Source organism: Undibacterium sp. Ji49W (assembly GCF_049340205.1).
In the GTDB taxonomy this organism is placed as follows: Bacteria; Pseudomonadota; Gammaproteobacteria; order Burkholderiales; family Burkholderiaceae_D; genus Undibacterium.
Genome location: NZ_JBMPOW010000004.1, coordinates 148,590 through 175,303 on the forward strand (window position 1 = coordinate 148,590; position 26,714 = coordinate 175,303).

23 protein-coding genes are annotated in these 26,714 nt (G+C 51.4%); 9 read left to right on the forward strand and 14 right to left on the reverse strand.

From position 1 onward, the window contains the following. Nucleotides 1-8: 8 nt before the first annotated feature. Nucleotides 9-1,466, forward strand: a complete 1,458-nt coding sequence (locus ACO0LK_RS06435; RefSeq protein WP_422973281.1) for an MFS transporter — start codon at nt 9-11, stop codon at nt 1,464-1,466. Between the two features lie 21 nt (nt 1,467-1,487). Here ACO0LK_RS06435 and ACO0LK_RS06440 read toward each other — a convergent pair whose 3' ends face one another. From ACO0LK_RS06440 to ACO0LK_RS06485, 10 genes are all read right to left on the reverse strand, one after another. Continuing rightward, nucleotides 1,488-1,979 (reverse strand): rod shape-determining protein MreB, encoded by a 492-nt coding sequence (locus ACO0LK_RS06440; protein WP_422973283.1) that lies wholly within the window; start codon nt 1,977-1,979, stop codon nt 1,488-1,490. 225 nt (nt 1,980-2,204) lie between these two features. Then, complete coding sequence (locus ACO0LK_RS06445; RefSeq protein WP_422973285.1) at nt 2,205-3,239, reverse strand: L-threonylcarbamoyladenylate synthase; 1,035 nt, start codon at nt 3,237-3,239, stop codon at nt 2,205-2,207. Further along, complete coding sequence (locus tag ACO0LK_RS06450; protein ID WP_422973287.1) at nt 3,236-4,456, reverse strand: 5-(carboxyamino)imidazole ribonucleotide synthase; 1,221 nt, start codon at nt 4,454-4,456, stop codon at nt 3,236-3,238. The genes ACO0LK_RS06445 and ACO0LK_RS06450 overlap by 4 nt, the downstream gene beginning before the upstream one ends. A gap of 277 nt (nt 4,457-4,733) precedes the next feature. Next, nucleotides 4,734-5,243 (reverse strand): 5-(carboxyamino)imidazole ribonucleotide mutase, encoded by a 510-nt coding sequence (gene purE, locus ACO0LK_RS06455; protein ID WP_422973289.1) that lies wholly within the window; start codon nt 5,241-5,243, stop codon nt 4,734-4,736. 2 nt (nt 5,244-5,245) lie between these two features. Then, on the reverse strand, nt 5,246-6,142 hold the full coding sequence (locus tag ACO0LK_RS06460) for a phosphoribosylaminoimidazolesuccinocarboxamide synthase (protein ID WP_422973291.1): 897 nt from the start codon (nt 6,140-6,142) through the stop codon (nt 5,246-5,248). Nucleotides 6,143-6,414: 272 nt separating this feature from the next. After that, nucleotides 6,415-7,479 carry a class II fructose-bisphosphate aldolase gene (fba, locus tag ACO0LK_RS06465; protein WP_422973293.1) on the reverse strand — a complete coding sequence of 355 codons (1,065 nt, stop codon included), beginning with the start codon at nt 7,477-7,479 and terminating at the stop codon, nt 6,415-6,417. A gap of 58 nt (nt 7,480-7,537) precedes the next feature. Beyond that, nucleotides 7,538-8,971 carry a pyruvate kinase gene (gene pyk, locus ACO0LK_RS06470; protein WP_422973295.1) on the reverse strand — a complete coding sequence of 478 codons (1,434 nt, stop codon included), beginning with the start codon at nt 8,969-8,971 and terminating at the stop codon, nt 7,538-7,540. A gap of 229 nt (nt 8,972-9,200) precedes the next feature. Further along, the gene (locus tag ACO0LK_RS06475; protein ID WP_422973298.1) at nt 9,201-10,394 is read right to left on the reverse strand and encodes a phosphoglycerate kinase; all 1,194 of its coding nucleotides are present in this window, start codon (nt 10,392-10,394) and stop codon (nt 9,201-9,203) included. 1,612 nt (nt 10,395-12,006) lie between these two features. After that, on the reverse strand, nt 12,007-12,330 hold the full coding sequence (locus tag ACO0LK_RS06480) for an AzlD domain-containing protein (protein ID WP_422973300.1): 324 nt from the start codon (nt 12,328-12,330) through the stop codon (nt 12,007-12,009). Beyond that, the gene (locus ACO0LK_RS06485; protein WP_422973302.1) at nt 12,327-13,073 is read right to left on the reverse strand and encodes an AzlC family ABC transporter permease; all 747 of its coding nucleotides are present in this window, start codon (nt 13,071-13,073) and stop codon (nt 12,327-12,329) included. The genes ACO0LK_RS06480 and ACO0LK_RS06485 overlap by 4 nt, the downstream gene beginning before the upstream one ends. A gap of 262 nt (nt 13,074-13,335) precedes the next feature. Between ACO0LK_RS06485 and ACO0LK_RS06490 the strand changes: the two genes are divergently transcribed. From ACO0LK_RS06490 to ACO0LK_RS06505, 4 genes are read left to right on the forward strand one after another with little or no spacing between them, the layout of a single operon-like run. Then, on the forward strand, nt 13,336-13,539 hold the full coding sequence (locus ACO0LK_RS06490; protein WP_186949117.1) for a zinc-finger domain-containing protein: 204 nt from the start codon (nt 13,336-13,338) through the stop codon (nt 13,537-13,539). A gap of 12 nt (nt 13,540-13,551) precedes the next feature. Next, nucleotides 13,552-13,983, forward strand: a complete 432-nt coding sequence (locus ACO0LK_RS06495; RefSeq protein WP_422973304.1) for a YybH family protein — start codon at nt 13,552-13,554, stop codon at nt 13,981-13,983. 51 nt (nt 13,984-14,034) lie between these two features. Beyond that, a complete protein-coding gene (locus ACO0LK_RS06500) occupies nt 14,035-14,991 on the forward strand; it encodes a YheT family hydrolase (RefSeq protein WP_422973306.1) in 957 nt (318 codons plus the stop codon). Beyond that, a complete protein-coding gene (locus ACO0LK_RS06505) occupies nt 14,991-15,611 on the forward strand; it encodes a DUF2946 family protein (RefSeq protein ID WP_422973308.1) in 621 nt (206 codons plus the stop codon). Before ACO0LK_RS06500 ends, ACO0LK_RS06505 begins: the two co-directional genes overlap by 1 nt. Nucleotides 15,612-15,633: 22 nt before the next feature. On the opposite strand, the gene ACO0LK_RS06510 is transcribed toward ACO0LK_RS06505, so the two are convergent. The 3 genes from ACO0LK_RS06510 to ACO0LK_RS06520 form a co-directional block, all read right to left on the reverse strand. Beyond that, nucleotides 15,634-16,083, reverse strand: coding sequence for a DUF6794 domain-containing protein (locus ACO0LK_RS06510; RefSeq protein ID WP_422973310.1), 450 nt, complete (start codon nt 16,081-16,083; stop codon nt 15,634-15,636). Nucleotides 16,084-16,154: 71 nt separating this feature from the next. Continuing rightward, the gene (locus ACO0LK_RS06515) at nt 16,155-18,806 is read right to left on the reverse strand and encodes a hypothetical protein (RefSeq protein WP_422973312.1); all 2,652 of its coding nucleotides are present in this window, start codon (nt 18,804-18,806) and stop codon (nt 16,155-16,157) included. 279 nt (nt 18,807-19,085) lie between these two features. Next, on the reverse strand, nt 19,086-20,561 hold the full coding sequence (locus tag ACO0LK_RS06520; RefSeq protein WP_422973314.1) for a M48 family metallopeptidase: 1,476 nt from the start codon (nt 20,559-20,561) through the stop codon (nt 19,086-19,088). 132 nt (nt 20,562-20,693) lie between these two features. On the opposite strand from ACO0LK_RS06520, the gene moaC reads away from it, so the two are divergent. After that, nucleotides 20,694-21,197, forward strand: coding sequence for a cyclic pyranopterin monophosphate synthase MoaC (gene moaC, locus ACO0LK_RS06525; RefSeq protein WP_422973316.1), 504 nt, complete (start codon nt 20,694-20,696; stop codon nt 21,195-21,197). A gap of 54 nt (nt 21,198-21,251) precedes the next feature. Here the strand turns inward: moaC and ACO0LK_RS06530 are convergent, their stop codons facing one another. Continuing rightward, complete coding sequence (locus ACO0LK_RS06530; protein ID WP_422973318.1) at nt 21,252-22,958, reverse strand: Wzy polymerase domain-containing protein; 1,707 nt, start codon at nt 22,956-22,958, stop codon at nt 21,252-21,254. A 393-nt stretch (nt 22,959-23,351) separates the two neighbouring features. Between ACO0LK_RS06530 and ACO0LK_RS06535 the strand changes: the two genes are divergently transcribed. From ACO0LK_RS06535 to ACO0LK_RS06545, 3 genes are all read left to right on the forward strand, one after another. Beyond that, nucleotides 23,352-23,783 carry a pilin gene (locus ACO0LK_RS06535; protein ID WP_422973598.1) on the forward strand — a complete coding sequence of 144 codons (432 nt, stop codon included), beginning with the start codon at nt 23,352-23,354 and terminating at the stop codon, nt 23,781-23,783. Nucleotides 23,784-23,927: 144 nt separating this feature from the next. Beyond that, the gene (locus ACO0LK_RS06540; protein ID WP_422973320.1) at nt 23,928-24,398 is read left to right on the forward strand and encodes a pilin; all 471 of its coding nucleotides are present in this window, start codon (nt 23,928-23,930) and stop codon (nt 24,396-24,398) included. Nucleotides 24,399-24,865: 467 nt separating this feature from the next. Next, nucleotides 24,866-26,698, forward strand: a complete 1,833-nt coding sequence (locus tag ACO0LK_RS06545; RefSeq protein ID WP_422973322.1) for a hypothetical protein — start codon at nt 24,866-24,868, stop codon at nt 26,696-26,698. Nucleotides 26,699-26,714: the final 16 nt, after the last annotated feature.

The window sequence follows — 26,714 nt, forward strand, 5'->3', positions numbered from 1 at the left end:
ACAAGCCCATGTCGAAATCTATCCACACCACGGACATTGACTGTGTCGCAGACTCGCCCCCGCTACGCTGGGTGCTGGCAAGCCTTTCTCTGTCGATGTTATTGTCTTCGTTGGGCACCAGTATCGCCAATGTGGGCCTGCCTGCCTTAAGCCATGCATTCAACGCCTCTTTTCAGGAAGTGCAATGGGTGGTGCTTGCCTATCTGCTTGCTATCACGACCCTGATCGTCAGCGTTGGTCGCCTGGGTGATGTGCTAGGCCGCAAACGCTTGCTGCTGGCGGGCATTGCTCTGTTCACCGGTGCGTCTGCCTTATGTGCTGCGGCCCCTACGCTGGGTCTGTTGATTGCTACCCGAGCAGTGCAGGGTCTGGGTGCAGCCATCATGATGGCACTGACAATGGCCTTTGTCAGTGAAACAGTAAGCAAAGAAAAAACCGGCAGCGCCATGGGCTTGCTGGGTACCATGTCCGCCGTTGGCACAGCCCTTGGCCCATCACTGGGCGGCCTGTTGATCGCCGGACTCAATTGGCGCGCCATTTTCTTTGTCAATGTGCCTCTGGGCATAGTGAGTTTTATTCTTGCCCGGCGCTATCTGCCAGTTGATCGCCCCCAGCAAAACAAAGCAGGGGCAGGTTTTGACTACATCGGTACGCTGTTGCTGGTATTGGCGCTGTCAGCCTATGCGCTCGCCATGACACTGGGGCGTGGTCACTTTGGCGCACTGAATATGCTACTGCTGTTGGTTGCGGTCTCAGGTGTAGTCTTGTTTGTACTCGCCGAAACACAAGTTGCCTCGCCTCTGCTGCGCATAAGCATGTTCCGCGATCCTGTATTGAGTACCAGCCTGATCATGAATGCACTGGTATCCACCGTCATGATGGCGACGCTGGTGGTCGGCCCTTTCTATCTGTCGCGCTCATTAGAACTCAGCGATGCCATGGTGGGTCTGTTGATGTCGGTTGGTCCTGCCATTTCCGCTTTCAGCGGCATCGTCGCGGGACGTATCGTTGACCGCGCCGGTGCGTCGCTTGCAGTCACCGCTGGGCTCATCGCCATGACAACGGGAGCATTCGCCCTTGCCATGCTGCCAGCCATGTTCGGCATCACAGGCTACATCATTGCCATCGCCATCCTGACACCCGGCTATCAGTTATTCCAGGCAGCCAACAACACCGCCGTCATGTTGGATGTCCGCACAGAGCAACGTGGCCTCATCTCTGGCATGTTGAACCTGTCCCGCAACCTTGGTCTCATCACTGGTGCATCATTCATGGGCGCTGTGTTTGCGTTTGCATCGGCAAGCAGAGATATCAGGACAGCCGCTCCAGAGGCAATTGCAAACGGTATGCGGACGACGTTTATGGTGGCGGGGATAATGGTTCTGGGGGCGCTAGTAATTGCAGGAATTGGGCATTGTCTGGTGAAGCCAGGTTTGGACTCTGGGAATCAACAGACAATCAAGTAAGCATGCCTACACATGTCAATATCATTCAATGACCCGCCCATGTGACGGAAATTGATGTGACAGCATCTCTTGATCAGTCAGAACATCTCCATACCAGAGAATAACTTTTGCAGCGCCCACGCCCATGCCCAGTTCACGAAATGCCCGGCCTTCTATCTGGGTAAAACCACCATCGGGATTGCCCAGCGGATGGATAATGATGGTTGGCGACATGGCCAGGCGTGACCCGCCCATCAGGCGAGATACAAATGCTTTAATGAGTTGTTGACCCGCAGTAAAGTCAGATACGAGCGAACGGGGATGGGCAAATGGATTGACGACAAGGGCACCAATCTGGCTTGCTGCAGCAGAACGCGCGGTTGTACCAACACCTAAAATTTTTTGATCCGGTGATGCACTGATTGCCAGTTCCGGCACTTCTGAAATGGATTCGCCCGATTTGACATTTCTTACGCTTAGCTGTTCAGGTGAAATTTGGACGTAGAGAATAGTTGGTTTGATGAAGTCGAACATAATGATTAATTTATAGAATGATCCAGAAATACCCGTTAGTTACAGTATCAACCCCATACAAACTGTCTGACAACCCCAGTATATATGCTACACAATGTATCCAAAAGCCGATCACTCTGAAAACCTCGTTAACATCGTCTGACTCCAAACAAATGAAGCGTCTGGATGATGGCTGGGCGAATGAAACCTAGCCTAAAAAGAAATGTCGACAAGTCTCAATCTGTTTTACTCCAACATCCCCTTCAACACATCCCGCGAATCAAACGCCGCCCTGCGCAGACGATCATTCACACCTTGCCAGTCTTTGTCCTGCGGCAGTGCTTCTACCAGGATTAAATCTGCATTGGCATGATCAAGCTCACGCAGGCCTGCATACAGGTCGTGTGCATAGCCTACCGGGTCAGCGGGCAGGTGACGCCATGCTTCGGCCTGGATGGCGGGATGCGCCTGGTAACTCATGAGGGCAAGTTTTTTGTTTTTGGCGTGCAGGCGATTGACGGTGTCGTCCAGCTCTGCAGCTTCCACCAGAATAACTGGTGTATGCGGCGCGTAGTGGGCGTCGAGGGTACCCGATGCGCGTGGGGCTGCGGCGTCTGGTGCAGCAGGCGTCGTACCCAGCACTACAGCCATTTGGGCGACAGTGATGTGACCAGGGCGCAGCAGGACGGGGCCGTGGGTAGCCAGGCGGCTAAGATCAACAATCGTCGATTCTATGCCGACGTCGCTCTGACCGCCATCTAATATGCTGACGATAAGGCCGCCGGGTAAAATTTCCTGTTCAAATTCTTCTTCTACGTGTGCAGCCGTGGTGGGGCTGACGTGACCAAATTTATTGGCTGATGGTGCAGCGACGCCGCCCTTGCCTGCCTTAAAAGCACGCAAGAGTTCTTGTGCCACCGGGTGGGATGGACAGCGTATGCCTACGGTATCTTGCCCGCCTGAGACGGCATCGGGGATATGGTCGGCACGTTTCAAGATCAGGGTCAGCGGACCTGGCCAGAAGGCGGTGATGAGAAGATGCGCCTCTGCCGGGATGTCCTTGGCCCAGTAGCTGATGTCAGCACCGGGGGCGACGTGGACAATCACCGGGTGGTTAGACGGCCTGCCTTTGGCGGCGTAGATGTTGGCGACGGCGACCGGGTTTTCTGCATCAGCACCCAGACCATAGACGGTCTCAGTCGGGAAGGCGACCAACTGGCCGCGTTCCAGTGCTTGCGCTGCTTCCAGAATTACGTCAGGCGTGCAGGCTTGGGACTTCATACCCACTCCGGTGCTGCAATACCAAGGATAACGCAGGCTTTGCCCAGGTTAGCCTGTGCTTCTGCCATCGTCGGTGAGACGAAGGTGACGTGGCCCATCTTGCGGGCGCGGCGGGCTTCTGCCTTGCCGTACAGGTGCAGGTGCGCGCCAGGGATGGCCAGCACTTGATCCCATTCGGGTTCGCGCATGGTGTCGGTGTCTCCTTCATACCAGACATCACCAAGGATATTGAGCATAGCAGTTGGAGAATGCTGGCGCACATCGCCTAGCGGTAGTTGCGCCAGCGCCCTGACCTGTTGCTGGAATTGGCTGGTGACGCAGGCATCTATCGTGTAATGGCCGCTATTGTGCGGGCGTGGTGCCATTTCATTGACGACCAGACTGCCATCCTTGAGGACAAAAAATTCTATGCACAGCACGCCTACATAGCCCATCTCTGCAATGATGTGCAGGGCCGCAGCTTGGGCCTTGCTGGCGACATCTGCCGATACATGGGTGCTGGGGGCGATGGTGGTAAACAGGATGCCATCGCGGTGTACGTTTTCTGCAATCGGGTACACAACTGCTTCACCATCGACACCACGGGCAACGAGCACAGACACTTCATAGGCCAGTGGCAGCATTTTTTCCAGCACGCAGACCTGGCCGTTCATGCCAGCGAAGGCAGCGGCGAGTTCGGCACGGTCACGCACACGCACCTGGCCCTTGCCGTCGTAACCCATACGCACGGTTTTCAGGATACCGGGCAAGAGGTCTTCTGGAGCGCTGGCAACATCATTTTGATTGGCGATGCCCCAGTGCGGCGCTGGATACACATGGGTGCTTACACCGCAGCGTGTGAAGAAATGCTTTTCTGCCAGACGATCCTGGGCGATAGAAACACAAGCGGCGGCCGGTGCCACAAAGCTGGTTTGCGCCAGCAGCTTCAAACTTTCTGCCGGGACGTTTTCAAATTCTGTGGTGACGGCTTTACTGAGCTTGGCCAGTGCCATCAGGCCAGGCTGGTTTTCATAGCCAGCCTGAATATGCTGGCCAGTCACTTGCGCGGCGGGGCAGCCTGCTTCAGGTTCCAGCACGGCGACTTGGTAACCCATGGCTTGCGCCGCCTGAGCAAACATGCGACCCAGTTGGCCACCGCCCATGATGCCCAGGCAACTGGCGGGAGTGTTGGGTAACAATGGCTGGCGTGGCTGTGCGGGCTGTGGATGAGTGGTCATGATAATGATTTCAAACTAGGAATCGTTTGCACACAATAGTACAAATCAAATGAGGTACGGATATTTAGGTGAATTTGTTCGTGCTCGTTGAGCGGTAGGTTGGGCTGTATCGTAGGTTGGGCTACGGGGTATCAGCCCAACACTGGGCCTCAACAAACGTATACGTGATTTAAACGCTGAGTGTTGGGCTGATAAGACGTAGCCCAACCTACGAGGTCAATCCAACCTACGATTTAATCCAACCTACGAGCTTAACTCAACCCACGATCATTCACACTCAAACCGGCAACACCATATCGCGTGCAACTTGCGTTTGCTTTTCGCGGAACTCGATCAACCTTGCGGCCAGTGCATCGTCGGTCGTCGCCAAAATTGCAATCGCGGCCAGAGCGGCGTTTGCTGCGCCTGCCTCGCCTATCGCAAAGGTCGACACCGGTATGCCCTTTGGCATCTGCACGATGGATAGCAACGAATCTTCGCCACGCAGGTATTTGGATGGCACGGGCACACCCAGTACCGGCACGATGGTCTTGGCAGCGATCATGCCTGGCAGGTGGGCTGCACCGCCAGCACCGGCGATAATGGCGCGCAGGCCGCGTTCGCGGGCGGTTTCTGCATACGTGAACATTTCATCAGGCATGCGGTGGGCAGAGACGACCTTGGCTTCAAAGCCTATGCCAAACTCCTTGAGGATGGCGACAGCGTTTTGCATCACGTCCCAGTCCGACGATGAACCCATGACGACGCCGACGACAATTTTATTTGTTACATTACTATTGGTAGCCATCATCAGTCCTTCAGGCTTTCGCCAGTCAGGCGTTCCAGCGCTTCGCGGTATTTGGCAGCGGTTTTTTGCACGACTTCATCCGGCAGGGCTGGTGCTGGTGCTGTCTTTTTCCAGCTGGTGATGGTTTCGAGGTAATCACGCACGAACTGTTTGTCAAAAGACGGTGGTGAAATGCCGGTAGCATAAGAATCAGCAGGCCAGAAACGGGAAGAATCGGCAGTCAGTACTTCATCCATCAAGTGAAGGACGCCATCGTCGTCAAGACCAAATTCAAACTTGGTGTCGGCGATGATGATGCCACGGGTGGCGGCGTATTCTGCGGCTTCGGTATAGAGTTGTATGCTGATGTCGCGGATTTTAGCGGCCAGTTCTGCACCTATGCGTTGCTCGGTTTCTGCATAGCTGATATTTTCATCATGCTCGCCCATTTCTGCCTTGGCAGCCGGGGTGAATATCGGCGCTGGCAACTTGGCAGCCTGTGGCAAGCCAGTTGGCAATTGTATGCCGCAGATTGCGCCAGTCTCTTGATAATCTTTCCAGCCTGAACCAATGATGTAACCACGTACCACGGCTTCTACCATGATGGGTTTCAGGCGTTTGGCCACAACTGCGCGACCTTTGACTTGCGCCACTTCATCTGCTGCCACCACGGATTCTGGTGCGACACCTGTCAGGTGATTAGGCACGATATGGCCGAGCTTTTCAAACCAGAAATTCGCCATCTGGTTCAGCACGCGGCCTTTGTCGGGTATCGGTTCATTCATGATGACATCGAATGCGGACAAGCGGTCACTGGTGACGATGAGCAGCTTGTCTTCGCCAACAGCGTAATTATCACGTACCTTGCCACGGCCCAGCAAAGGCAGAGAATGAAGAGTGGAATTGATTTGCGTAGTCATGAGGGATTTCTTTATTTCGTCAGATAGGGTTTACACAAAATTGTTGGTGTAGTTGACAGGCCGTAATTCGTAGGTTGGGCCGGGCCTCGCTAGGCTGAGGGGTATCAGCCCAACACTCGGCGTTTAAATAACGTATACATTTTTTGAGACCCAGTGTTGGGCTGATGAAGCGTAGCCCAACCTACAAATACTCCAACCACTAACAGCAATTTTGTCTAAACCCTCAACTCCCTCATCCCGGCTCACGCCGGAATGAGGAAACAAACTTAGTCTTAATTTACGATCTGCGCCAAAGCGCCTTTCTTGTATTGCTCTGCCACTTTTTCCAAGGCCATAGGCTTGATCTTGCCTGCCTGGCCTTCGCAACCGAAAGACAGATAACGTGCCTTGCATACCAGCTTGGCTGCTTCGCGTGCTGGTTTCAGGTAATCACGTGGATCAAACTTGGATGGATTTTCAAACATGTAGCGGCGGATGGCGCCTGTCATTGCCAGGCGGATGTCAGTGTCAATGTTGATCTTGCGCACACCGTTCTGGATGCCGATGACGATTTCTTCTACCGGTACACCATAGGTTTCTTTCATGTCGCCACCGAACTGGCGGATTTCATCCAGCAGTTCTTGCGGTACGGAAGAGGAACCGTGCATCACCAGGTGAGTATTTGGAATGCGCTGATGGATTTCCTTGATGCGGTCTATCGCCAGGATGTCGCCAGTAGGCTTACGAGAAAACTTGTAGGCCCCGTGAGATGTACCGATCGCAATCGCCAGTGCATCGCACTGTGTTTGCTTGACGAAATCAGCAGCTTGCTGCACGTCGGTCAACAATTGTTCGCGCGTCATTTTGCCATCGGCACCGTGACCATCTTCCTTGTCACCCATCATGGTTTCCAGCGAACCGAGCACACCCAGTTCTGCTTCTACCGTAACGCCGATGGAATGCGAGAACTTGACCACCTCACGCGATACTTCGACATTGTATTCATAGCTGGCGACGCTCTTGCCGTCTTCCATCAAAGAACCATCCATCATCACTGAAGTGAAGCCGGATTTGATGGCGGCCATGCAGACCGCTGGCGACTGGCCATGGTCCTGGTGCATGACGACGGGGATGTGCGGGTAAGCTTCTACCGCAGCTTCGATCAGATGACGCAGGAATGCTTCGCCAGCATATTTACGGGCACCGGCTGAGGCTTGCATGATGACAGGCGCGCCAACTTCATCGGCAGCCTGCATAATGGCGGTAACCTGCTCCAGGTTATTGACGTTGAAAGCTGGCAGACCGTAACCGTTTTCGGCAGCATGGTCCAGCAATTGACGCATGGATACGAGTGGCATAATTAACTCCAGATTGCTATAAAAAAATCTTTGCCCTTACAAGACGGGCTTAACACGCTTAATTCTCGCCGACCCTGACAATTTTCATTGCGTTGGTGCCGCCTACCTGCCCCATGGGTTCACCCCAGGTCACCACGATCATGTCACCTTTGGCGACCACGTGGTTTTTCAGCAAGACAGTTTCAGCAGACTTCAACACCGCTTCACGATCAGCGGAATAAGGCAAATTGAAAGTCTGGACATTACGGTACAGCGCTGCCTTGCGCTGGGTAGCGACGCTAGGGGTCAGTGCAAACAGTGGCACGTCCACGCTATGGCGGCTCATCCACAAGGCAGTAGAACCCGATTCGGTCAGGGCCACGATGGCTTTCACACCCAGATGATGGGCAGTAAACAATGCGCCATACGCGATGGACTGATCAATACGGGTAAAGGCCATGTTGAGAAAGTCAGCATCGAGCTTGTTTTCCTGGAACTTTTCAGCTTCCAGGCAAATCTGCGACATCTGTTCCACGGTTTCTATCGGGTATTTACCAGAGGCAGTTTCTGCCGAGGTCATGACGGCATCGGTGCCATCAAGCACCGCATTGGCCACGTCGGACACTTCCGCACGGGTAGGCACGGCATTCACGATCATGGATTCCATCATCTGGGTAGCTGTAATTGCCACCTTGTTGGAAGCACGTGCCATCTTGATCATGCGTTTTTGCAGGGCTGGCACAGCGGCATTGCCGACCTCCACAGCCAGATCGCCACGGGCAACCATGATACCGTCAGATGCATCCAGAATTTCTTGCAGCAGCGGTATCGCTTCGGCCCGTTCTATCTTGGCGATCATCATCGGCTTGTGGTTATACGGCTCGCCGGCGATGTTCGAAAGCTGTCTTGCCATTTCCATGTCAGTGGCATTTTTTGGAAAGGACACGGCGACATAATCTGCCTGGAAAGACATCGCAGTCTTGATGTCTTCCATATCCTTGCCAGTCAATGCCGGGGCTGTCAGGCCACCGCCCTGGCGGTTGATACCCTTGTTGTTGGATAACTCGCCACCGATCTTGGTGACGGTATGAATTTCATTGCCGACGACTTTTTCAACGATCAGCACGATCAGGCCATCGTTCAGCAACAACAAATCGCCGTTTCTGACATCACGCGGCAGGGCTTTGTAATCGAGGCCGACACGTTCCTGATTACCCAGATTGCAGTCCGCATCAAGGATAAATTTATCGCCGTTTTCCAGATGGATGCGGGAATTTTCAAACTTGCCGATACGGATTTTTGGCCCCTGCAAATCGGCCATGATGGCGATTTCACGCCCACACTCTGCTGCTGCCTGGCGCACCATGCTGGCCCGGTCTATATGATCCTGCGCCTTGCCATGCGAGAAATTCAGCCTCACCACGTTCACCCCGGCTTGTATCATACGCTTGAGCGTAGGCAAGTCATTGGAAGCTGGGCCTATGGTGGCAACAATCTTGGTGGCACGTGACATCTGGTCTCCTGATGTAAATATTATTTTTAGCGTTGAGTTGGATGAAAACCTGAAAACTTATCAAGACCGAAAAGCTCACCACAGAGACACAGAGGGGGCACAGAGGATCACCGAGAAAAGCAAGTAATGTAAGGCCAATGCAGACCGTCATCATCTCTTAAGGTTTTCTCTGTGCTGTCTCTGTGTCTCCGTGTCTCTGTGGTTAATGGTCTTGGTCTTGACCTTGAATTTACTTTACCGCGCGTTGCAACAAAATTTCTACTGCTGGCAGGGTTTTGCCTTCCAAAAACTCGAGGAAAGCGCCACCGCCTGTGGAGATATAGCCTACCTTGTCAGCAATGTTGTACTTGGCAATTGCGGCCAGGGTGTCGCCACCGCCAGCGATGGAGAAGCCTGCTGAATCAGCAATCGCCTGGGCCAGCACCTTGGTACCGTTGCCGAACTGGTCAAATTCAAATACGCCTACCGGGCCGTTCCAGACTATCGTACCTGCTTTTTTGATCTGTTCTGCCAGCAATGCTGCTGTAGTCGGGCCGATGTCAAGGATCATGTCATCGTCCTGCACATCTGCGACTGCCTTGACGGTTGCCACTGCTGTTGGCGAGAATTCTTTAGCGCAGACCACGTCAGTCGGGATAGGCACGGACGCACCGCGCTGCGCCATCATGGCTATGATGGCTTTTGCTTCTTCCACCAGATCAGCTTCTGCCAGTGATTTGCCGATTTTCAAGCCAGACGCCAGCATGAAGGTATTGGCAATGCCACCGCCAACGATGAGATTATCCACCTTGTCTGCCAGTGATTTTAAAATAGTCAGTTTGCTGGATACCTTGGAACCGGCAACAATCGCCACCAGTGGGCGCGCCGGATGACCCAGCGCCTTGCCCAGCGCATCCAGTTCGGCTGACAACAGCGGGCCAGCACAGGCAAGCGCGGCAAACTTGGCGATGCCGTGGGTCGTTGCTTCTGCACGGTGGGCTGTGCCAAAGGCGTCATTCACATACACGTCACACAGGGCAGCCATTTTTTGCGCCAGTGCATCATCGTTCTTCTTTTCACCCTTGTTGACGCGGCAGTTTTCCAGCAAGACCACCTGGCCTGGCGCTACGTCAACACCATCAACCCAGTTCTGCTTTAGCTCTACAGTCACACCCAGCAATTCGGACAAACGTTTGGCTACAGGTGCCAATGTATCTTCTGCCTTGAATTCACCTTCAGTCGGACGACCCAGATGTGAAGTCACCATCACTGCTGCACCTGCCTGCAAAGCCTGCTGTATCGCCGGCACCGAGGCACGGATACGGGTATCTTCGGTAATATTTCCGTTGTCGTCCTGAGGAACGTTCAAATCGGCGCGGATGAAAACACGTTTACCCTGAAGCTGGTTGGCTGCGATCAGGTCACTGAGTCGGTTGAATTGCATCGTGATATGGAATTGGCAAGGTTGAAGGGTGGCGATTCTGTCTGTGTCAGTCAGGACAGTGACATGACGCCAAGATAAATATTGCAAAAGTCCTCAGCCTGCTATTTTACCAAAGGCAGGTTACAGACCATACCGTTTTGAGCGGGTTTTGCTAGTTTAATGCAGAGTTTGATAATAAATTGGCATTTATTGTGTAAAATTATTATTCTGGCGTGTCGGGTGAGTGGCATTACATCCCTGAAGGATTGCCTGAACCTGCAAGAGCACGTGCGTGCTTTTGTTGATTTGTTAAGCTGGTGCTACCGCGTCTAAGGGAAATACCTGCTGGCTTGATTTCCGCAAGGAGCGGCAATCAGGGGCGCATCCGTTCACTACGGTGATTTCATTATCGTCGATCCAGCGAAGGCTGGACGCTACCGGGCTTGGTGCCACACCAAGCCAGCACCACACCAGGCTGGGGCAACACCAGGCTGGCACCACACCGGGCTGGCGCTCCAGCGGAGTTATTACACACTTGAGTCTTTATTAAAACGATTGTCCTTCGTAAAACCAAGTCTACGTCAGTCGATCAACGGCACTCATAATATCGTCGCTCCAGCGCAGGCTGGAGTCTAGTGGCGTTCGTTGTATGCTTGAGTTGTTATTAAAACGAATGCCCTTCGTAGACACAAGCCGGGTCTCGGCCCGGCGGCCGAGATACTTTCTTTTGCGTCGCCAAAAGCAAGTATCCAAAGAAAAGGCGCCCGCAGACTCGCCCTTCGGGTGCCTACGCTGCGCTTCAGCATAATTTGTGCATCCCAAAAAATGGGAATATCCGCAACTCGCCTGCGGCTCAAAACATCGGATCTTCTTTTTCCATTTTCTGTAACACACAAATTACATCGTCCCAAGCGGATTAAGGTCAAAGGCAACGTCAAAAACAACTACAACCCCCGCAACATCGTTAATTGACGGCATTCAAATAAATATGAATGAGGTTGTGTTGACGTTGGTTTTGACTTTGTTGTTGTTCTTGATTTTGGGGTTGTTGTTGAAGTTGTTGCTGCTTTTGACGTCAATCCGCTTGGGACGATGTAATTTGTGCTTCACAGAAAATGGATCAGAAAGCTTCGTGTTTGAGCGAAGCGAGTTTCGAAGCTTTCCCATTTTTTGGGATGCACAAATTATGCTGAAGCGTAGCGTAAGCACCCGAAGGGCGAGTCTGCGGGCGCCTTTCTTTGATTCCTTTCTTTGGCGAAGCAAAGAAAGGAATTCGGCCGCCGGGCCGAGTCCCGGCTTGTATCCACGAAGGGCAATCTTTTAATCAAAGTACGGCAATACAACGAACGCCACTGGGCTCCAGCCTTCGCTGGAGCGACGGTATTATGATTGCCGTTGATTGACCGAAATCGAATTCGTATCTACGAAGGATAATCGCATTAATAACGACTTAAGCATGCAACGAATGTCACTGGAGCGCCAGCCCGGTGTGGCGCCAGCCCGGTGCGGCGCCAGTCCGGTAGCCTCCTGCCTGTGCAGGAGCGACGTATTGAATGGCACGGCCATATATTACGAATCCAAACTTCGATACCGCCAGTAAAGCGCTTAACTTTACACCAAGCAAAGCCGCGCCTCACAACCCCAACCGAATATAAGTAAACACCGCCATCCCAAAGAATATAGTCTGCAACATATTTCGACGTACCAGAAAGAATGCGGTTGCCAGCAAGCCAGCCAACAGGCGTGGGTTGCTCAGGCCGATTTCTACCTGGCCATTGGTCAATAACAGATCTGGCACGATGATGGCAGCCAAGGCACAGCCTGGCGCATAACGCAAAGCCTCCTGCACCCGTTTCGGCAGACTGATATGATGCCCGACCAGCCAGAAACCACTGCGGGCGATGAAAGTTGCAAGGGTCAACAGGACGATGACCAGCCAGACTTCCCAATCGTTCATGTTGACTCCTCACCAGTGTTCTTGCCGGCCTGATCATTGCCCGTTTTCTTGCCTTCCAAAAACTCTTCCAGCATCATGGCTGTGCCCATGCCCAGCAAGACTGCCAGTAACAAGCCCAGTTTGTATGGCAAGTTAACCGCCAGCAAAGCACAGATGCCGGCCACTATCACACCGGCAAAGGCGGCGCGATTGATGATCAGGGGCAGCATGATGCAGAGTATGGCCAGCGTACCGGCGAAACTCAGGCCCCAGTTGCCAGGTACCTGACTACCCAGGAGAATGCCGATGATGGAACCTGCTTGCCAGGACAACCAGTTAGGAAAAATGAGCGCCTTTAAGTAAGCAAGCTTGCCTTTTTGCTCGCCGGGGTCGGGATAACGCTGCATAAACAGGCCGACGGCAATATCACCAGTCATAAAGCCCAGCCAGGCGCGGGTACGCCACGGCAGATGCGAGAAATGCGGTGCCAGGATGGCAGAAAAAATCAGGAAACGCAGATTGACTACCAGAGCAGTCGCAAAAATAACCCAGGCCGGCGCATGTGCCGCCATCAAGGGCAGAGAAGCCAGTTGGGCTGATCCGGCGAACACCAGCAGGCTCATGCCCAGTGCCTGTGGCAATGTCAGGCCGGCCTTGATCATGGCAATGCCGACCACCAGGCCCCAGGCGGCAATACCAAACCAGGTGGGTGCGCCCACTCTCAAACCTTCTTTGAATGCGGCCTTGTCGCTATCGAATGACATGTGAGGGGAGAGGAAATGCAGAAAAGTTCATTATTGTAGCGGGGAAACTAAAAGCTTGCCCAAGACTGCCCCGCCCAAGCCCATCTGGAAACAATTCTTCTCAATTTGACAAAACGCAAATTCGACCATGGCCGCCACGCATTCTCACTCTGCCGGGCCAGAATCCGTTAAAATCGCGGTGGCAATTTCTATTTTGGGAAAGCAGGCTGCCTGACAGCAGGCATGGCGGCTTCCCGCACCATCCTTATTTACCGGAGTCACCATGTCCACACCAGCCAGCACCACCAGCAATATCGTCGAACTGCAAGCCACGGATCTGCCGGCGCACTGCCCTAATCCTGCCATGCCGCTGTGGTCATCTCACCCGCGCGTGTTTTTGGATTTGTCACATGGCGGCACGGCGACCTGCTCTTATTGCGGCACGCAATACAAACTGGCGCCGGGCGTTGTGCTCAAAGCGCATTGATTTTTTACGATCATGGCCGCAAAAAAGCAAATGAATGGCAGTGCAGATGATGTCGAAGCTGCCTTTTATGATGCTCTCAGCCGTGCCGATCTGGATGGCATGATGGCACTGTGGGCTGATGAGGAAGAAATCGTCTGCATCCATCCGGGTGCGGGAAGGCTGATCGGTCACGCTGCCATACGCAGCTCGTGGGAAAGTATTTTTGAACGTGGCAATGTCAATATTCACCCTATACAACTGCATGCTACCCACAATATGCTGACCGCTGTACACAGCATCATAGAAGAATTTCAACATACCAGCGACAGCAAGCAGGATGTGCATGTGCTTGCCACCAATGTCTATGTCAAGACTCCGCATGGCTGGCGCATCACCATGCACCATGCGTCGGTCGCATCGGGCAAGGCACCGCTGGATTTGTTCAAGGCCAGCATCCTGCACTAAACCATGATGACCTGCGTGCAACCGTCATTGAGTCATATGAAATAGGCTTACATGAAATACCTGTCACCACGCTGGTTACCCGGCGGCCATCTGCAAACGATATACCCGGCCGTGTTTATCAACAAACCTGTCACGCCCTTGCGACGTGAACGCTGGACCACGCCGGATGACGATTTTGTGGATGTTGATTTTCTGGATGGTGAGCCGGGTAAACCCTTTGTAGTGATGTTCCACGGACTGGAAGGTTCCAGCGACAGCCATTATGCACGTGCCATGATGGCAGCCCTGCGTGAACGTGGCTGGTCGGGTGCCATACCGCATTTTCGTGGTTGTTCTGGTGAATTGAATCAGGCCCCGCGCTTTTATCATTCTGGTGATGCGCAAGAAATAGGCTGGATCATCAATCGTCTGTACCAGCAATATCACCAGCAACATACCTACGGCAAGTTTTATGCTGCTGGTGTATCACTGGGTGGCAATGCCCTGTTACGTTGGCTGGGCGAATCGCAACATCATGCTGATATCGTCAGCGCAGCCTGCGCCGTATCTGCCCCACTCGATCTGGCGCAGGGTGGCGTTTCACTGTCCAGCGGTTTCAACATGATCTATACACGCATGTTCCTGAAGACGCTGAAACCCAAGTGCCTGCAAAAACTTGATCAGTTCCCTGGCCTGTTCAACAAAGATGCCATGCTGAACGCCCGCGACCTGTATGAATTCGATAACGTTGTTACCGCTCCCTTGCATGGATATCTGGATACGGATGATTACTGGCATAGAGCCAGTGCCAAGCATATACTGGGAGACATTACCGTACCGACACTGGTACTCAACGCAAAAAATGACCCTTTTCTGCCAGGCCAGCATCTACCTGCGCGGGCAGCAAACTGTGTCACACTGGAATACCCTGACCATGGTGGTCACGTCGGTTTTGCAACTGGCAATGTGCCAGGTCATTTAAACTGGCTGCCACAAAAGATACTCCATTTTTTTGAGGCGAATAGCTGATGGATGAGATCGTCAAGGCAGCCATGGCCAAATGGCCGAATGTACCCCATTGCTACGGCTGGCTGGCCCTTGACGCACGCGGCAACTGGCGCATGCGCGACGAACGTTGCCAGGCGCTGAACCTGCCCGGCGACATCATACGCCACCCTGCCCTGCTGACCTTCATCACCCGCAATTACCTGTGCAATGAAGAAGGCTGCTGGTATTTTCAGAATGGCCCGCAACGCGTGTATGTCGATCTGGAAGCGACCCCCTTCATCGCCACCACCACAGCCAACGGCAGTTTTGCCCTGCAACACGGCGAACTGGCTTTCACACCGGAACTGGCCTTTCTTGACCCACAAGGCAAATTGCAACTCAGCAGCGGCAACACGCTGGCTCAACTCGATGACCGCGACCTGGCTACCTGCCTGCCCTGGCTCACCCTTGATCAGCAAGTCGTCAGTGATGAAGCGCTGTTGGCATGGCTGGAAGACAACAACGCCACAGGTCAGTTACAACTGCACCCACCCGGCACAAACGGGTTATGCATAGACGTGCAGCGGTGCGAAGAACATCAGTTGATGCGGGAATTTGGGTTTGTGCAGAGGCCGAGACTGGAAAATATCGCCACCGGTTAGCCTTTAACAAACAGATGGTGCCTCAATGCAGCTTTTCCCATATCTCTTGAATAATGACCATGGAAATTTCATCAGGGTGAGCGCTGACATCCTTGCGCGCAGCCATGCATGATTCTGTCAGTGCCACGTTGCCGCGCCACAGGCCAGTGCTATTGCGTATGCCCATGCCCCATCCCATGTAAAACTGGATCAAGTCTTCATAGCTTGAATCCTTGACGCGCTGCTTGCTGGCACCATCCAGTTTGGCCAATATCTTGGTGGCGGCCTGCTCACAGGTCGTTGGCCAGTTACTGGCATCCGGATACATAATGCAGTTCTTATCGTATCCATTTTTTCCTGGCGTGGAACAGGAAGCTACAGTATGGCTCGCGCTAATGGCATTGACGGCAGGCACCGGCGCATCTTGCGCACTGGCACTTGCTGCTATTGCAGCCAGGTAGGCAACACAAATACCCAATACAATTTTCTTCATAGCTTACCTGCCTTTTAAATGTCAGACAGAAATCATACATGAAGCAATCTTTACCGTACATTGACTGAGGATTATTCTTCCAGCCAGGAACCATCATCCCACCAGTCTTGCGCCAGAATAGTAGCGACGTCATAGCTGCAACCTTCGCCTTCCTGATACAACGGTAACCCCAATTGCGCAGCCAGCTCCAGATCATAGGCTTTGAATGCAGCCTTTACATCTTGTGAGATATTCTCTGGATAAACGGCAAAACAAACCAGTTGATCTGCATCATCGATCGCCAGCAACTGGCGTGCCACTACCTTGCCCTGTGTATTACGTGCGTAAAGAACTTGTTTGTTCGCATCCAGCAGACAGGCAACGGCTGAATAATCACATAAGCCCCCTATGCCAAGACAACTTCCGGCATAGCTGCCCAGCATCAGGACTTCAAAGGGATCATGTTCGAATGCCAGGGTCAAATCCTCTTTTTCTGTTTGCACTGTTCTTTGTAACCCTGCCTGCCAACCAGCCTGCTGTATGCGTGGATGTCTGGCATACCAGGCCTGGTTGAGCGGGTGCTGCATGTGTTCGAGCGCCTTGCCATCTCTGGCATGGATCAGGAATCGTCGCAAGCCTTTGCGGTTACGGCCAGTAATATTGCTCAGGCCAGCCAGCAGGCGCAGGGCATGTCTGACGGAAGCAGAAGTATCGTGCAAGCGGAAATCGCCATCCATTTCTACCCAAAGTGCTGCTGTAAGAGCATGTAAACGCAATGACGGCAATCTCGACAAACTCAGCCTGCAATGTCTTGCAATTTGCTGTGGCGATAAACTTAAACTGCCTTCAAGGTATTCGCGCAAGCGACGTGGCAAGGGGCTGTCCATGCCCGCTTCTTTACACAAGGCCAGTATGCGCTGACAGGCTACTAGTGGCGGCATCGCATGCCAGTCCAGTGCAAACCAGTCAGTGGCTACCCGCTTTTTCATGAATAGTTGCCGACGCTCGTAATGCAAACTACCCAGTAAACTACATACCTTAAAAAACCTGGCTGGCGCCGCCATCAAAGAAGTTCGTAAAAAATCCGGGGCTACATTCACGAAAGAATAGCTGCCATAGGTCAGCAAATTCACATTGTCTTCGCGGCGACATGCAAGTTCAAATTGCCGCCAGATGCTATCGTCGATGGCAATAACTTCCGCCCTTTTATCTATAGGCCAGGTCTCGACGATGTTCACAAAGCTATGACCATAATCAATTTCAGCCTTGAACGGTGGCAAACATAATCTCTGCATCAAGGGTAAAAAATCGTGCACGGCCTGCGGCAAAGTCAGTGCATCGTCCCAGCCTCCAATAAAGCAACACCACATCTGGGCCAGCTTATTTTGCCTTTCAGTGGGCAGGCTTATCAGCACATCATGGCAGGAAGAAAACAGCTTCAAATAGACTTGCCACTTTGCCTGTAATTTTCCTTTCTCATCTTCACCGACAAATTTGTAGAAAATATTGAGCCAGGTCTCGGCAGCCTCCTGGCTGATTTTTTCCCAGCGAGTTTCCAGCAATAACTGAGCAAGGCCAGGTAATTCAGCGCAATAATCCCATAAGGATACCCACGATTTAATACCTGCTGCGTCACATGCTCTCACTATCGCGTCTACTGGCACGTCCTGGCAGTCATGTTTGGCGCTCAGCATATAGTCGAGCAACTCGCTGATATCACTCGCCTCATATAGCAGGCAGCCAGTTAGACTATATTCCACTGTGACTTGCCTGCCGAGGTTACGCAAAATATTGCGCAGGTAAAATTCAAAGCGTGTATCGTCCTCTGACAAATCATGTAAACGCATGAGCTGGTCTACAGACATCTGTTGAGGCGACAATTTCCCCTGCACTTCCCGCATCACTATATTTAGAAAAATAGCTTGCCGGTTTTCTGGCAAGAGCAAGGCGAGCTGTGCACCGTGGGTATCACCCGAATTCATTGCACAAAGGCGCGCTAGTACTGGCAGTGTTTGCGTGAGTAAAGCTTCGCCTGCACTTAGGCTACTGTATTGATGCCATATACGCAGCCACGCCATTTGCATATCTGCACTGCATGCGCGTAGTTGCCACAGGAAGCAACGACGGAATGCCTCTGCCATGACAGGCAATTCTTGTGCTGGTGTATTCCAGTGATGGAAATACAGAGTGGCACTGCTGATCATGAACCCGGCAGGCAGCGACATCACCTGCCCTCTCGCATCCAGTACAGGAAAGACAGAAAAATCATGGCGCGTAAAAAAAGCATCCAGCAAACGAGCATCTGCCAGCCAGCGACACAAGTCAAGTGCAGGTTGCACCGGCTTTGGTGGTTGGTATTTGGTACCCCGAAAAGCACGCGGATGTGCGGCAGTAGCCACCGGCTTCTTCAGCACCCGGGCTTGCGGTAAGGCCGCCATGCTGGCATTGCAGGGATCAGACACCGTCATCCAGAACACACGCCAGAATGCTGGCCATACAAGGGAAAGTTCAACTGCGTTTTGCAGACCGTTCCAGTCTGCAAGCAGGTTGGCGGCTTGGGGAAACAAAACTTTATCCAGTATCGACAGACCTACCTGCCGAAAGCCAGGCTGCAATACACCGTCCACCTCATCGCCGAGCAGGGCGACGATTTGGTTTGGCTGACGCAACAGACTGATTAAAACGGATTTAACGACAGCAGACTTTGCCACTGCCTTGATTTTGACAGAACGAGATTCTTGCATGTGACCACAATATGAAAATTAGAAATGAAAAGACACTGCCCAATAAGCCGCTTACGTTTGGGCACTACCATGTCTTCATTGAGGCTGAACCGGCTTGATGTGCCAGGTTCAGATTTTCATCGTGGATATCACATGTGATAATTTTATTCTAATTGAACGTAACTTATTATAACGGTCTTCAAACCGCGTGGATATCAGGAAAAAAGCTGCTTATCTCAACCTATGCCGCAAAAAAAGCACAAATGGGAGATATTCGATTCATTTCACCTGACCCAATCGTCAACGCCGCTTCTTCTCATCTGCCATCTGATCCTTGTGCTTTTCTTTCCATTCGCGTTCGCGTGCATCGATGACGGACAATTCAAAATATTGGGCATCCTTGTCGCGGCGGGCGATTTCCAGCTGCTGTAGGGCAGCGTCCCAATTGCTTTGTATACCATAGGCTTCAGCCAGGGCCAGATGCTGGGCAGCTTGCTTGCCCTGGGCGTCGTAGACCTTGGCTAACAAGCTATACAGTTGCGATTCTTGCCGGTACAAGACGATCTGGTCGCGCAAAAATGCGGCGGCCTGTTCTTCCTTTTTATCGGCCAGTAAAGCTTCTGCATATTGCAGAGCCACACCGCGTGACAGCGGTAGCTCACGCATGGCTTTTTCTGCTTCTTTGACGGCAGCGGCAGTTTGCTGGCTACCGATCAGGATATCAATAGACAGATCAGCAAACATATTGCTTTGCGTTAGCAGGTCTTTGTATCTGGCATCCTTTTCAACCATCGTCTGTGCCTGGTCCAGCAATGTTCTGGCGGCTTTGTAATCCAGCCGTTTGTAGGCAACAAAGGCATGGCCGTACGTGGCAGTGATCTGGTCTTCCAGCTTGCCGGATTTGGCCTGCACGTCAAAGTAGGTGATGGCATCCATCAGGCCCTGGGTGGTACTGTCTTGCAAGACACGTACCCTGACTTTGGTCAGCAAGAATTCCAGGCTGTCGGCATGCTGTCGATACCGTTGATCCACCAGACGCGATTGAATGTCGGCAATACGTTCACTGGTCAGGGGATGGCTGCGCAAATAAGGAGGCACGTTGTCGGTGTAATTGCGCGTGGAATTTTGCAGGCGTCCAAAAAAACTTACCATGCCGGAAGGATCAAAACCGGAATCGCGTAAAATCTGGAAGCCGACGCGATCAGCTTCCCGCTCGGCGTCCCGTCCAAAATTCAATTGCTTTTGTATTGCCAGACCTTGCCCGCCAGCCGCCAGTGCCATGGCGGCATCCGGGCTGGAGCGTGCGGCCAGCACCGCCAATGCCAATGCCGCCAGTGGAATAAATGCATCGCCTCTCTGGCTGGTCAGCATGCGGGCAATATGGCGCTGTGCCACGTGGCCAATTTCATGTCCCATGACCGAAGCCAGTTCTGATTCAGATTGTGCTGCCAGAATCAGGCCTGAATGAAAGCCGATAAAGCCGCCGGGAAAAGCAAAGGCATTCAGTACCGGGTCACGAACGGCAAAAAACTCGAAATTGAATGATGTTTCACCACGCGCATCGGGACGGGTTTCCAGCATTTTATTGCCCAGGCGGTTCAGGTATTCGGACACCGGGGCATCATCCATGAAATCCGGATCACGCCGCACCACGCTCATGATCTGCTCACCCAGCTTGCGTTCTGCCAAAGGCGATAATTCTTCACGAGAAGTATCGCCCAGGGTAGGCAGGTTTTGAGCATAGGCCAGTTCTGGCGCGACGCTGAGATTAGCCAAGCCGCAGATCAGCAGGACGGCGGCGCATAAAGAAGTCCGGCGAAATGTGCGACGGACAGTATTCGCAATGCTATGATGCCTGGACACTGAATTGCTTCCTTTTTTCTTCACTTTTTGCCTGTTATCACAATAATGAGTAATGATTCAACAAACCAGGGCCTCAGCCATTTTGATGCCAGTGGGCAAGCGCATATGGTCGATGTCGCCACCAAGGATGACAGCCACCGGAGCGCTATTGCCTCAGGAAAAATCCGCATGAAGCCGGAAACCCTGTCCATCATCCAGCAAGGCAATGCAAAAAAAGGGGATGTACTGGGTATCGCCCGCATTGCTGCCATCATGGCGGCCAAACGCACCAGCGATCTGATTCCACTTTGCCATCCTCTGGCATTGACCCGGGTCACTGTTGATTTTAGCATTGAAGAAGCAAGCGCTACGATCAGTTGCCAGGCCCAGGTTGAAACAGTGGGTAAAACCGGTGTCGAAATGGAAGCCCTTACCGCAGTGCAGGTAGGTCTTCTGACCATTTACGATATGTGCAAGGCAGTTGATCGTGGCATGGTCATGACCGACGTGCGGGTATTGGAAAAGCATGGCGGCAAGTCGGGCGACTGGGTCAGCCTGATTGACGGTTAGCAAAAGAAGTCTTCCATTTGAAACCTGTCAGCAGTACCGTGGCCTGTATTGGCATCATGGTGCGTCACGCGGCGGCATGGTGACAAAGACTGCCTGATAACGCTCGTCCTGGGCTGACTTGGCTTTCCAATAATCCCAGTATTCTGCATAGGCTGTCGGGTGCAGGCGTTGCAGGCTCAGCATGGCGCGTTCCGCTTTGTTTGCTTGCCCATTCAATACATAGACTTCAGCCAGCTTATTGATGATATGCACGAAACCAAATCGCGCACCCCATTTTTCCAGGTAAGCTATTTCTTTTGCTGACATGCCCTCATGAGGATTGATTCTGGTCAGCGTGAAATATTCAAAAAATTGCGGGAAAATGGTCAGAGCAGGCTTTTGCATCGGGGCCTGCGGCGCACTGTAGCCCGCCTGCTCGGTACGCAGGGCTTGAAAATCGGCAACGACTCGCTGAAAATCCATACTGATCAAGGCCATCAGCAACAAGGACAGAATTACCAGAATGGATAAGGCGGATGGCACTACCCGCACGCCAGCAGCCGGCCAGCGCATCTGGTGCACCATTCCCATCAAGACACCTACCGGTATCAATACATAGGCATACCAAAGAGGAAATTCAACCATACTGTGCACCATCACAGCGACAAAACAAAGGCGGGAAAACTGTATTGCCGGATGGGCCGCAGGCCGGATACAGGTCTGAACAAACCACCATACCAGCGTCACCATAAACACCAGGGTAAATGGACAGCCCAGTTCTGCGGCAAAATTCAAGATCAGGTTATGCGCATGTTCGGCGTAGGTGCCTGAAGTCAGATCTGCCGCGATCCTGACCTGTTCTGCACCAAAGCCAAACCAGCCCACACCAAACCAGGGATGTTCTGTAGCCATCCTCCACGCCTGCGACCACAGGACCATGCGCTCGGAACGACCGCCTACATGCTCGGCAATCGAACCACCACTAAACCCGAAAATATCTCCCAGCAAAGGTAACCCCGCCACCATGCCCGCATACAACAAGGCCATGGCTATACAAAATAACAGGCTAAGGCGTGCTTCAATTGCGTTGCCGGTATTCGTCTGGCGGCCAAGCCCACAGATCAGGACAAATGCCGGAACGATCACCCATCCTATGCGGGAATGGGTCAGTGTCAGCCCCCAGAGCAGAAAAATCACCGCCACCGTCGCCAGCCACACCGGCATTTTGCGTGTTTTATACAAATAACACGCAGAAGCCAGAGCAAAACATAACAACAAAGCCAATTGATTCGGCTGTGCCACATTGGCAAATGGCCGCATGAAAGGCTGGGCATTCGTGGCGATGTACATAACGAAGGGCCAGGCATACAGACCGGATAGCTGTATACACTGTAAGACCACCGAAAACAGGCCTGCAAACAGCTGAGCAACAGCCAGAGCCTGGCACAGCAATGTCACGCCGCCCTCTTTTGCAGCCCAGGTCGCCCCCATGATGATGGCCGCGACCAACGCCACTATATATAGCAGAGGCAAAATGACGTCAGCCGCATTTTCAAGATGGCCAACAACAAACTGTATGGCAATCAGACACAGCAAACTGACGAAAAGATAAATGATGGCCGGCACTTGCAGGCGCGGAGCTTTTTCAGCCGCAAGAAATGCAAAGGCCAATACCAGACCCAGTATGCTCAGGATGTCGTGGTAATAAGTACGATAAGGATGGATATGGAAAGGATGGGCGTACGAACAGATTAGTAAAAAGGCAAAAATGGCAATCGCCATTGATGATTTTTCTTTCAAAAGTACGTTGGGAACCATGTAACAGTCTGCTTTTCATATTGACGACAAGTAAATTATCGCATGGCGATGGATGTTCCATTGACCAAAGTGGGCAACAAAAGTCGTCAACTAACAAATTCTGTCACTGCCATTTCCTGCACTGACAAAAAATGACAGCGCAAGTAAGCAGATGTAAAAAAATCGACTGCCTGTATTGCCTCCATGCCAGAATATGGCTGGCAAGCAACTTGCTTGTCGTAAGTCAGCTTCTGAACTGTCTTTATTTTGATCAGAAGTTTCTCGTTTAAAAAAAGCTGGCACATATCATGCTTATAGGTGAGTGCAGCACTTAATAGCCTTGTTTCACTTCAAATTTAAGGATTTATCATGAAAACTATGCAAAAGGGTTTTACCCTTATCGAATTGATGATCGTTGTTGCGATTATCGGTATCCTGGCTGCTGTTGCTATTCCTGCTTATCAGGATTACACAGTTAAATCCAAAGTATCTGAAGTTGGCAGCCTGATCGCTCCAGCATTGGCACAAGCTGGCGTAATGTGCTCTGGCGGTACTCTGGCATCTGCTACAGCAAATTCCACAATGGGTATCCCATCTGCTGCTTCTATCCGCGGTAAGTATGTTGCGTCCGTAGGCGTTACTGGTACAACTACCGTCTCCACCATTGTTATCACTGCAACAATGGACACATTGCCTGAATTGGGCAGCGCAAACGGCCAAACAGTTACTTACAGTGGCGCTTGCGGTGTTGGTTCCCTGCGTTGGACTGTAAGTGGTTCTGTTCCAGCTAAATACCTGCCTAAAGCATAATAGCTTAAGCATTAGTATGAAAAAGATAGGGGGATCTAAACATCCCCCTATTTTTTTAGACCGGCAAATGATTTAGACCGAAGATACATCCATATTATTTGATGCATCTGATGATTTTTGATGTTAAATCCAGGGAGTAGCGACATGAAAACTACAATTAAACGTCTCACAGCGAAGCAGTATGTGCAACGCGGTTTTACATTGATAGAATTAATGATCGTTGTAGCGATTATTGGTATTTTGGCTGCTGTTGCGATACCTGCCTATCAAGACTATACAGTCAAATCTAAAGTTGCCGAAGTAGGTAATTTGATTAGCCCGGCCCTACAGGTTGCGGGTGTTATGTGTTCCAGTGGAACTTTGGCATCTGCTACAGCGAACTCTACATTGGGTATCCCATCTGCGGGCTCTATTCGTGGTAAATATGTTGCGTCCGTAGGCGTTACTGGTACAACCACCGTCTCCACCATTGTTATCACTGCAACAATGGACACATTGCCTGAATTGGGCAGCGCAAACGGCCAAACAGTTACTTACAGTGGCGCTTGCGGTGTTGGTTCGATGCGTTGGACTGTAAGTGGTACTACTCCACAAAAATATTTACCTAAAGCATAATTATCAAATTAATTTTTTTCTTGTTTGTTGAGCTGTGCGCTAAGCACGAAATTCAAATAACAATTATTTAGCGACGCTCAACTGAACTAGGTCTATTATCAAGTGCAGTCCAGGCTCCAGAGGTCAACCGCCAACCCCTAACCAGCACAACATGTTTCAAAGAATTGGCCAACAATTTCCAGGTCATGGAACGACCAAGATGTTGGCTCCAGCAATCAAGCTTATATACAAAATTATTAATTGCCATTCAGGTAAGTGGTAAATTAAGATCCTGGTCAGTTACCTCAAGTAAGCACTCAATAGCTATGAATTTGATTTAACTGATAGAAAAATCAATGGGATAACAGAAGGTCTTCGGACCTTTTTCTTTTTAAATAATGACAAAAAATCGCCTCCCGCTATTTGCTCTCTTTCTGGTCTTGGTACTGACTTTTTTTGTGTACCAACCTGGATTGAGCGGATACTTCATGTTTGACGATAGCGTCAATATTCTTGAGAACGATAAACTGCGGATCACCAGCTTCGATTGGCTAAGTCTCAAACAAGCAGCACTTTCTGGCACAGCAGGCTCACTTGGTCGCCCCATCAGTATGGTGAGCTTTGCCATTGACTATCTGGTATCTGAAAATAGTCCAGCCCAATTCAAGCTGACAAATCTTGTCATTCATTTGATCAATGGCATTTGTGTCTATTTTCTTGCACTATTACTCATCAAGGCCCATCGCGCCAAGCACGCAGTCAGTATCCCTGTTGCGAACGCTGCTTGGGTAAGTGTTAGTATCGCTGCAATCTGGCTATTGCATCCCTTGAACCTATCCAGCGTTTTGTATGTCGTGCAGCGCATGACCAGCCTGAGCAGCCTGTTTTGTTTTCTTGGTCTGATTTTTTACGTCCACGGCCGTCTGCTGATGGCGAACAACAACAAGGGCTGGCTATATGTTTTTGCCGCTTTTTTTATATTCACTCCACTGGCCATATTCTGCAAAGAAAATGGCGCTCTGTTGCCACTTTTCCTGTTTTTGACCGAGTGCATTTTCTTTGGTTTTACAGCACCATTACTGTCCAAAAAATTGTTAAAGACAATTTACCTGGGCACACTCGCATTACCTGCACTACTTATTGTAGGCTACCTTGCCTGGCACCCTGAATGGCTGGACAATACCTACAAGATACGTGACTTTACCCTAGCCGAACGCTTATTTACCGAAGCACGCATTATCTGGTTTTACATCCGCTTGGTATTTGTTCCGGATATCAGTGCACTTGGGCTGTTTCACGATGATATTCCCTTATCCAGGGGCTGGCTGGATCCATTAACTACTTTGCCTGCGTGTTTGGGTATCATGGCAGTAGTCATAGCTAGCCTTTTTGCCTACAGGCGTGCACCGGTAGCTGCCTTTGGTGTTTTATTTTTCCTGGTCGGTCACAGCATGGAATCGAGTTTTCTTCCACTCGAGTTGATCCACGAACACAGAAATTACCTGCCTACATTCGGCCTGATTTTTGCGCTTATGTTTTATCTGTTTGTGCCAGGCAAACATAATGAAAGCTCTAAAATTCGTAGCCTGCTGGCCGTAGCCATCCTGATCATGCTGGCAGGTATCAGCTATATGAGGGCAGGCCAATGGGGTGATCCGGTAGAAATGAAACTCAAGGAAGTTTCACATCACCCACAATCCGTCAGGGCAAATATTGATATCGCTACGTTTTATGCGGTATTGCCGGCTACTAACCCGATCGATGCCAACGAATATTACACTGAAGCTTACAAGTATTACGCCAAAGCGGCCGAGCTATCTTCATCTGACGCTCTGGGTCTGTTAGGCCTTATTTCACTGCACGCGAACAACGATTTACCAGTAGAAAAAGAATGGGGCGATGCACTGTCCCAAAGGCTGACTAAATACCCGTTTTCGACAAATACCGGGAATTCGCTTTCACACTTGTGTCAATGTGTGATCGCGAAAACTTGCAAAGGAGTTGACGAGCTTACCGGTACACTATTTGAAGCCGCACTGAAAAACCCAACATTAACAGGCAAAGCGAGAATGCAAGTCCTGTTTGCATGGGGAGACTATTTATACCGTATCAAGCATGATAATCAGGCAGCATTGCAAGCTGCTCAGGCGGCGATCGATATATCACCAAAAGACATTGATACCCACATCAACATGCTGACTATATTAATTAATTTGCAAATGTTTGACAGTGCGAAAAAGGAAATTCAACTAATCAAGCAGCTTGATCAATTACAAAACTATACGAAAGCCTTGGCGAGCCTTGAAGAAAATATCAAGTAACATCAAGCGGAATATA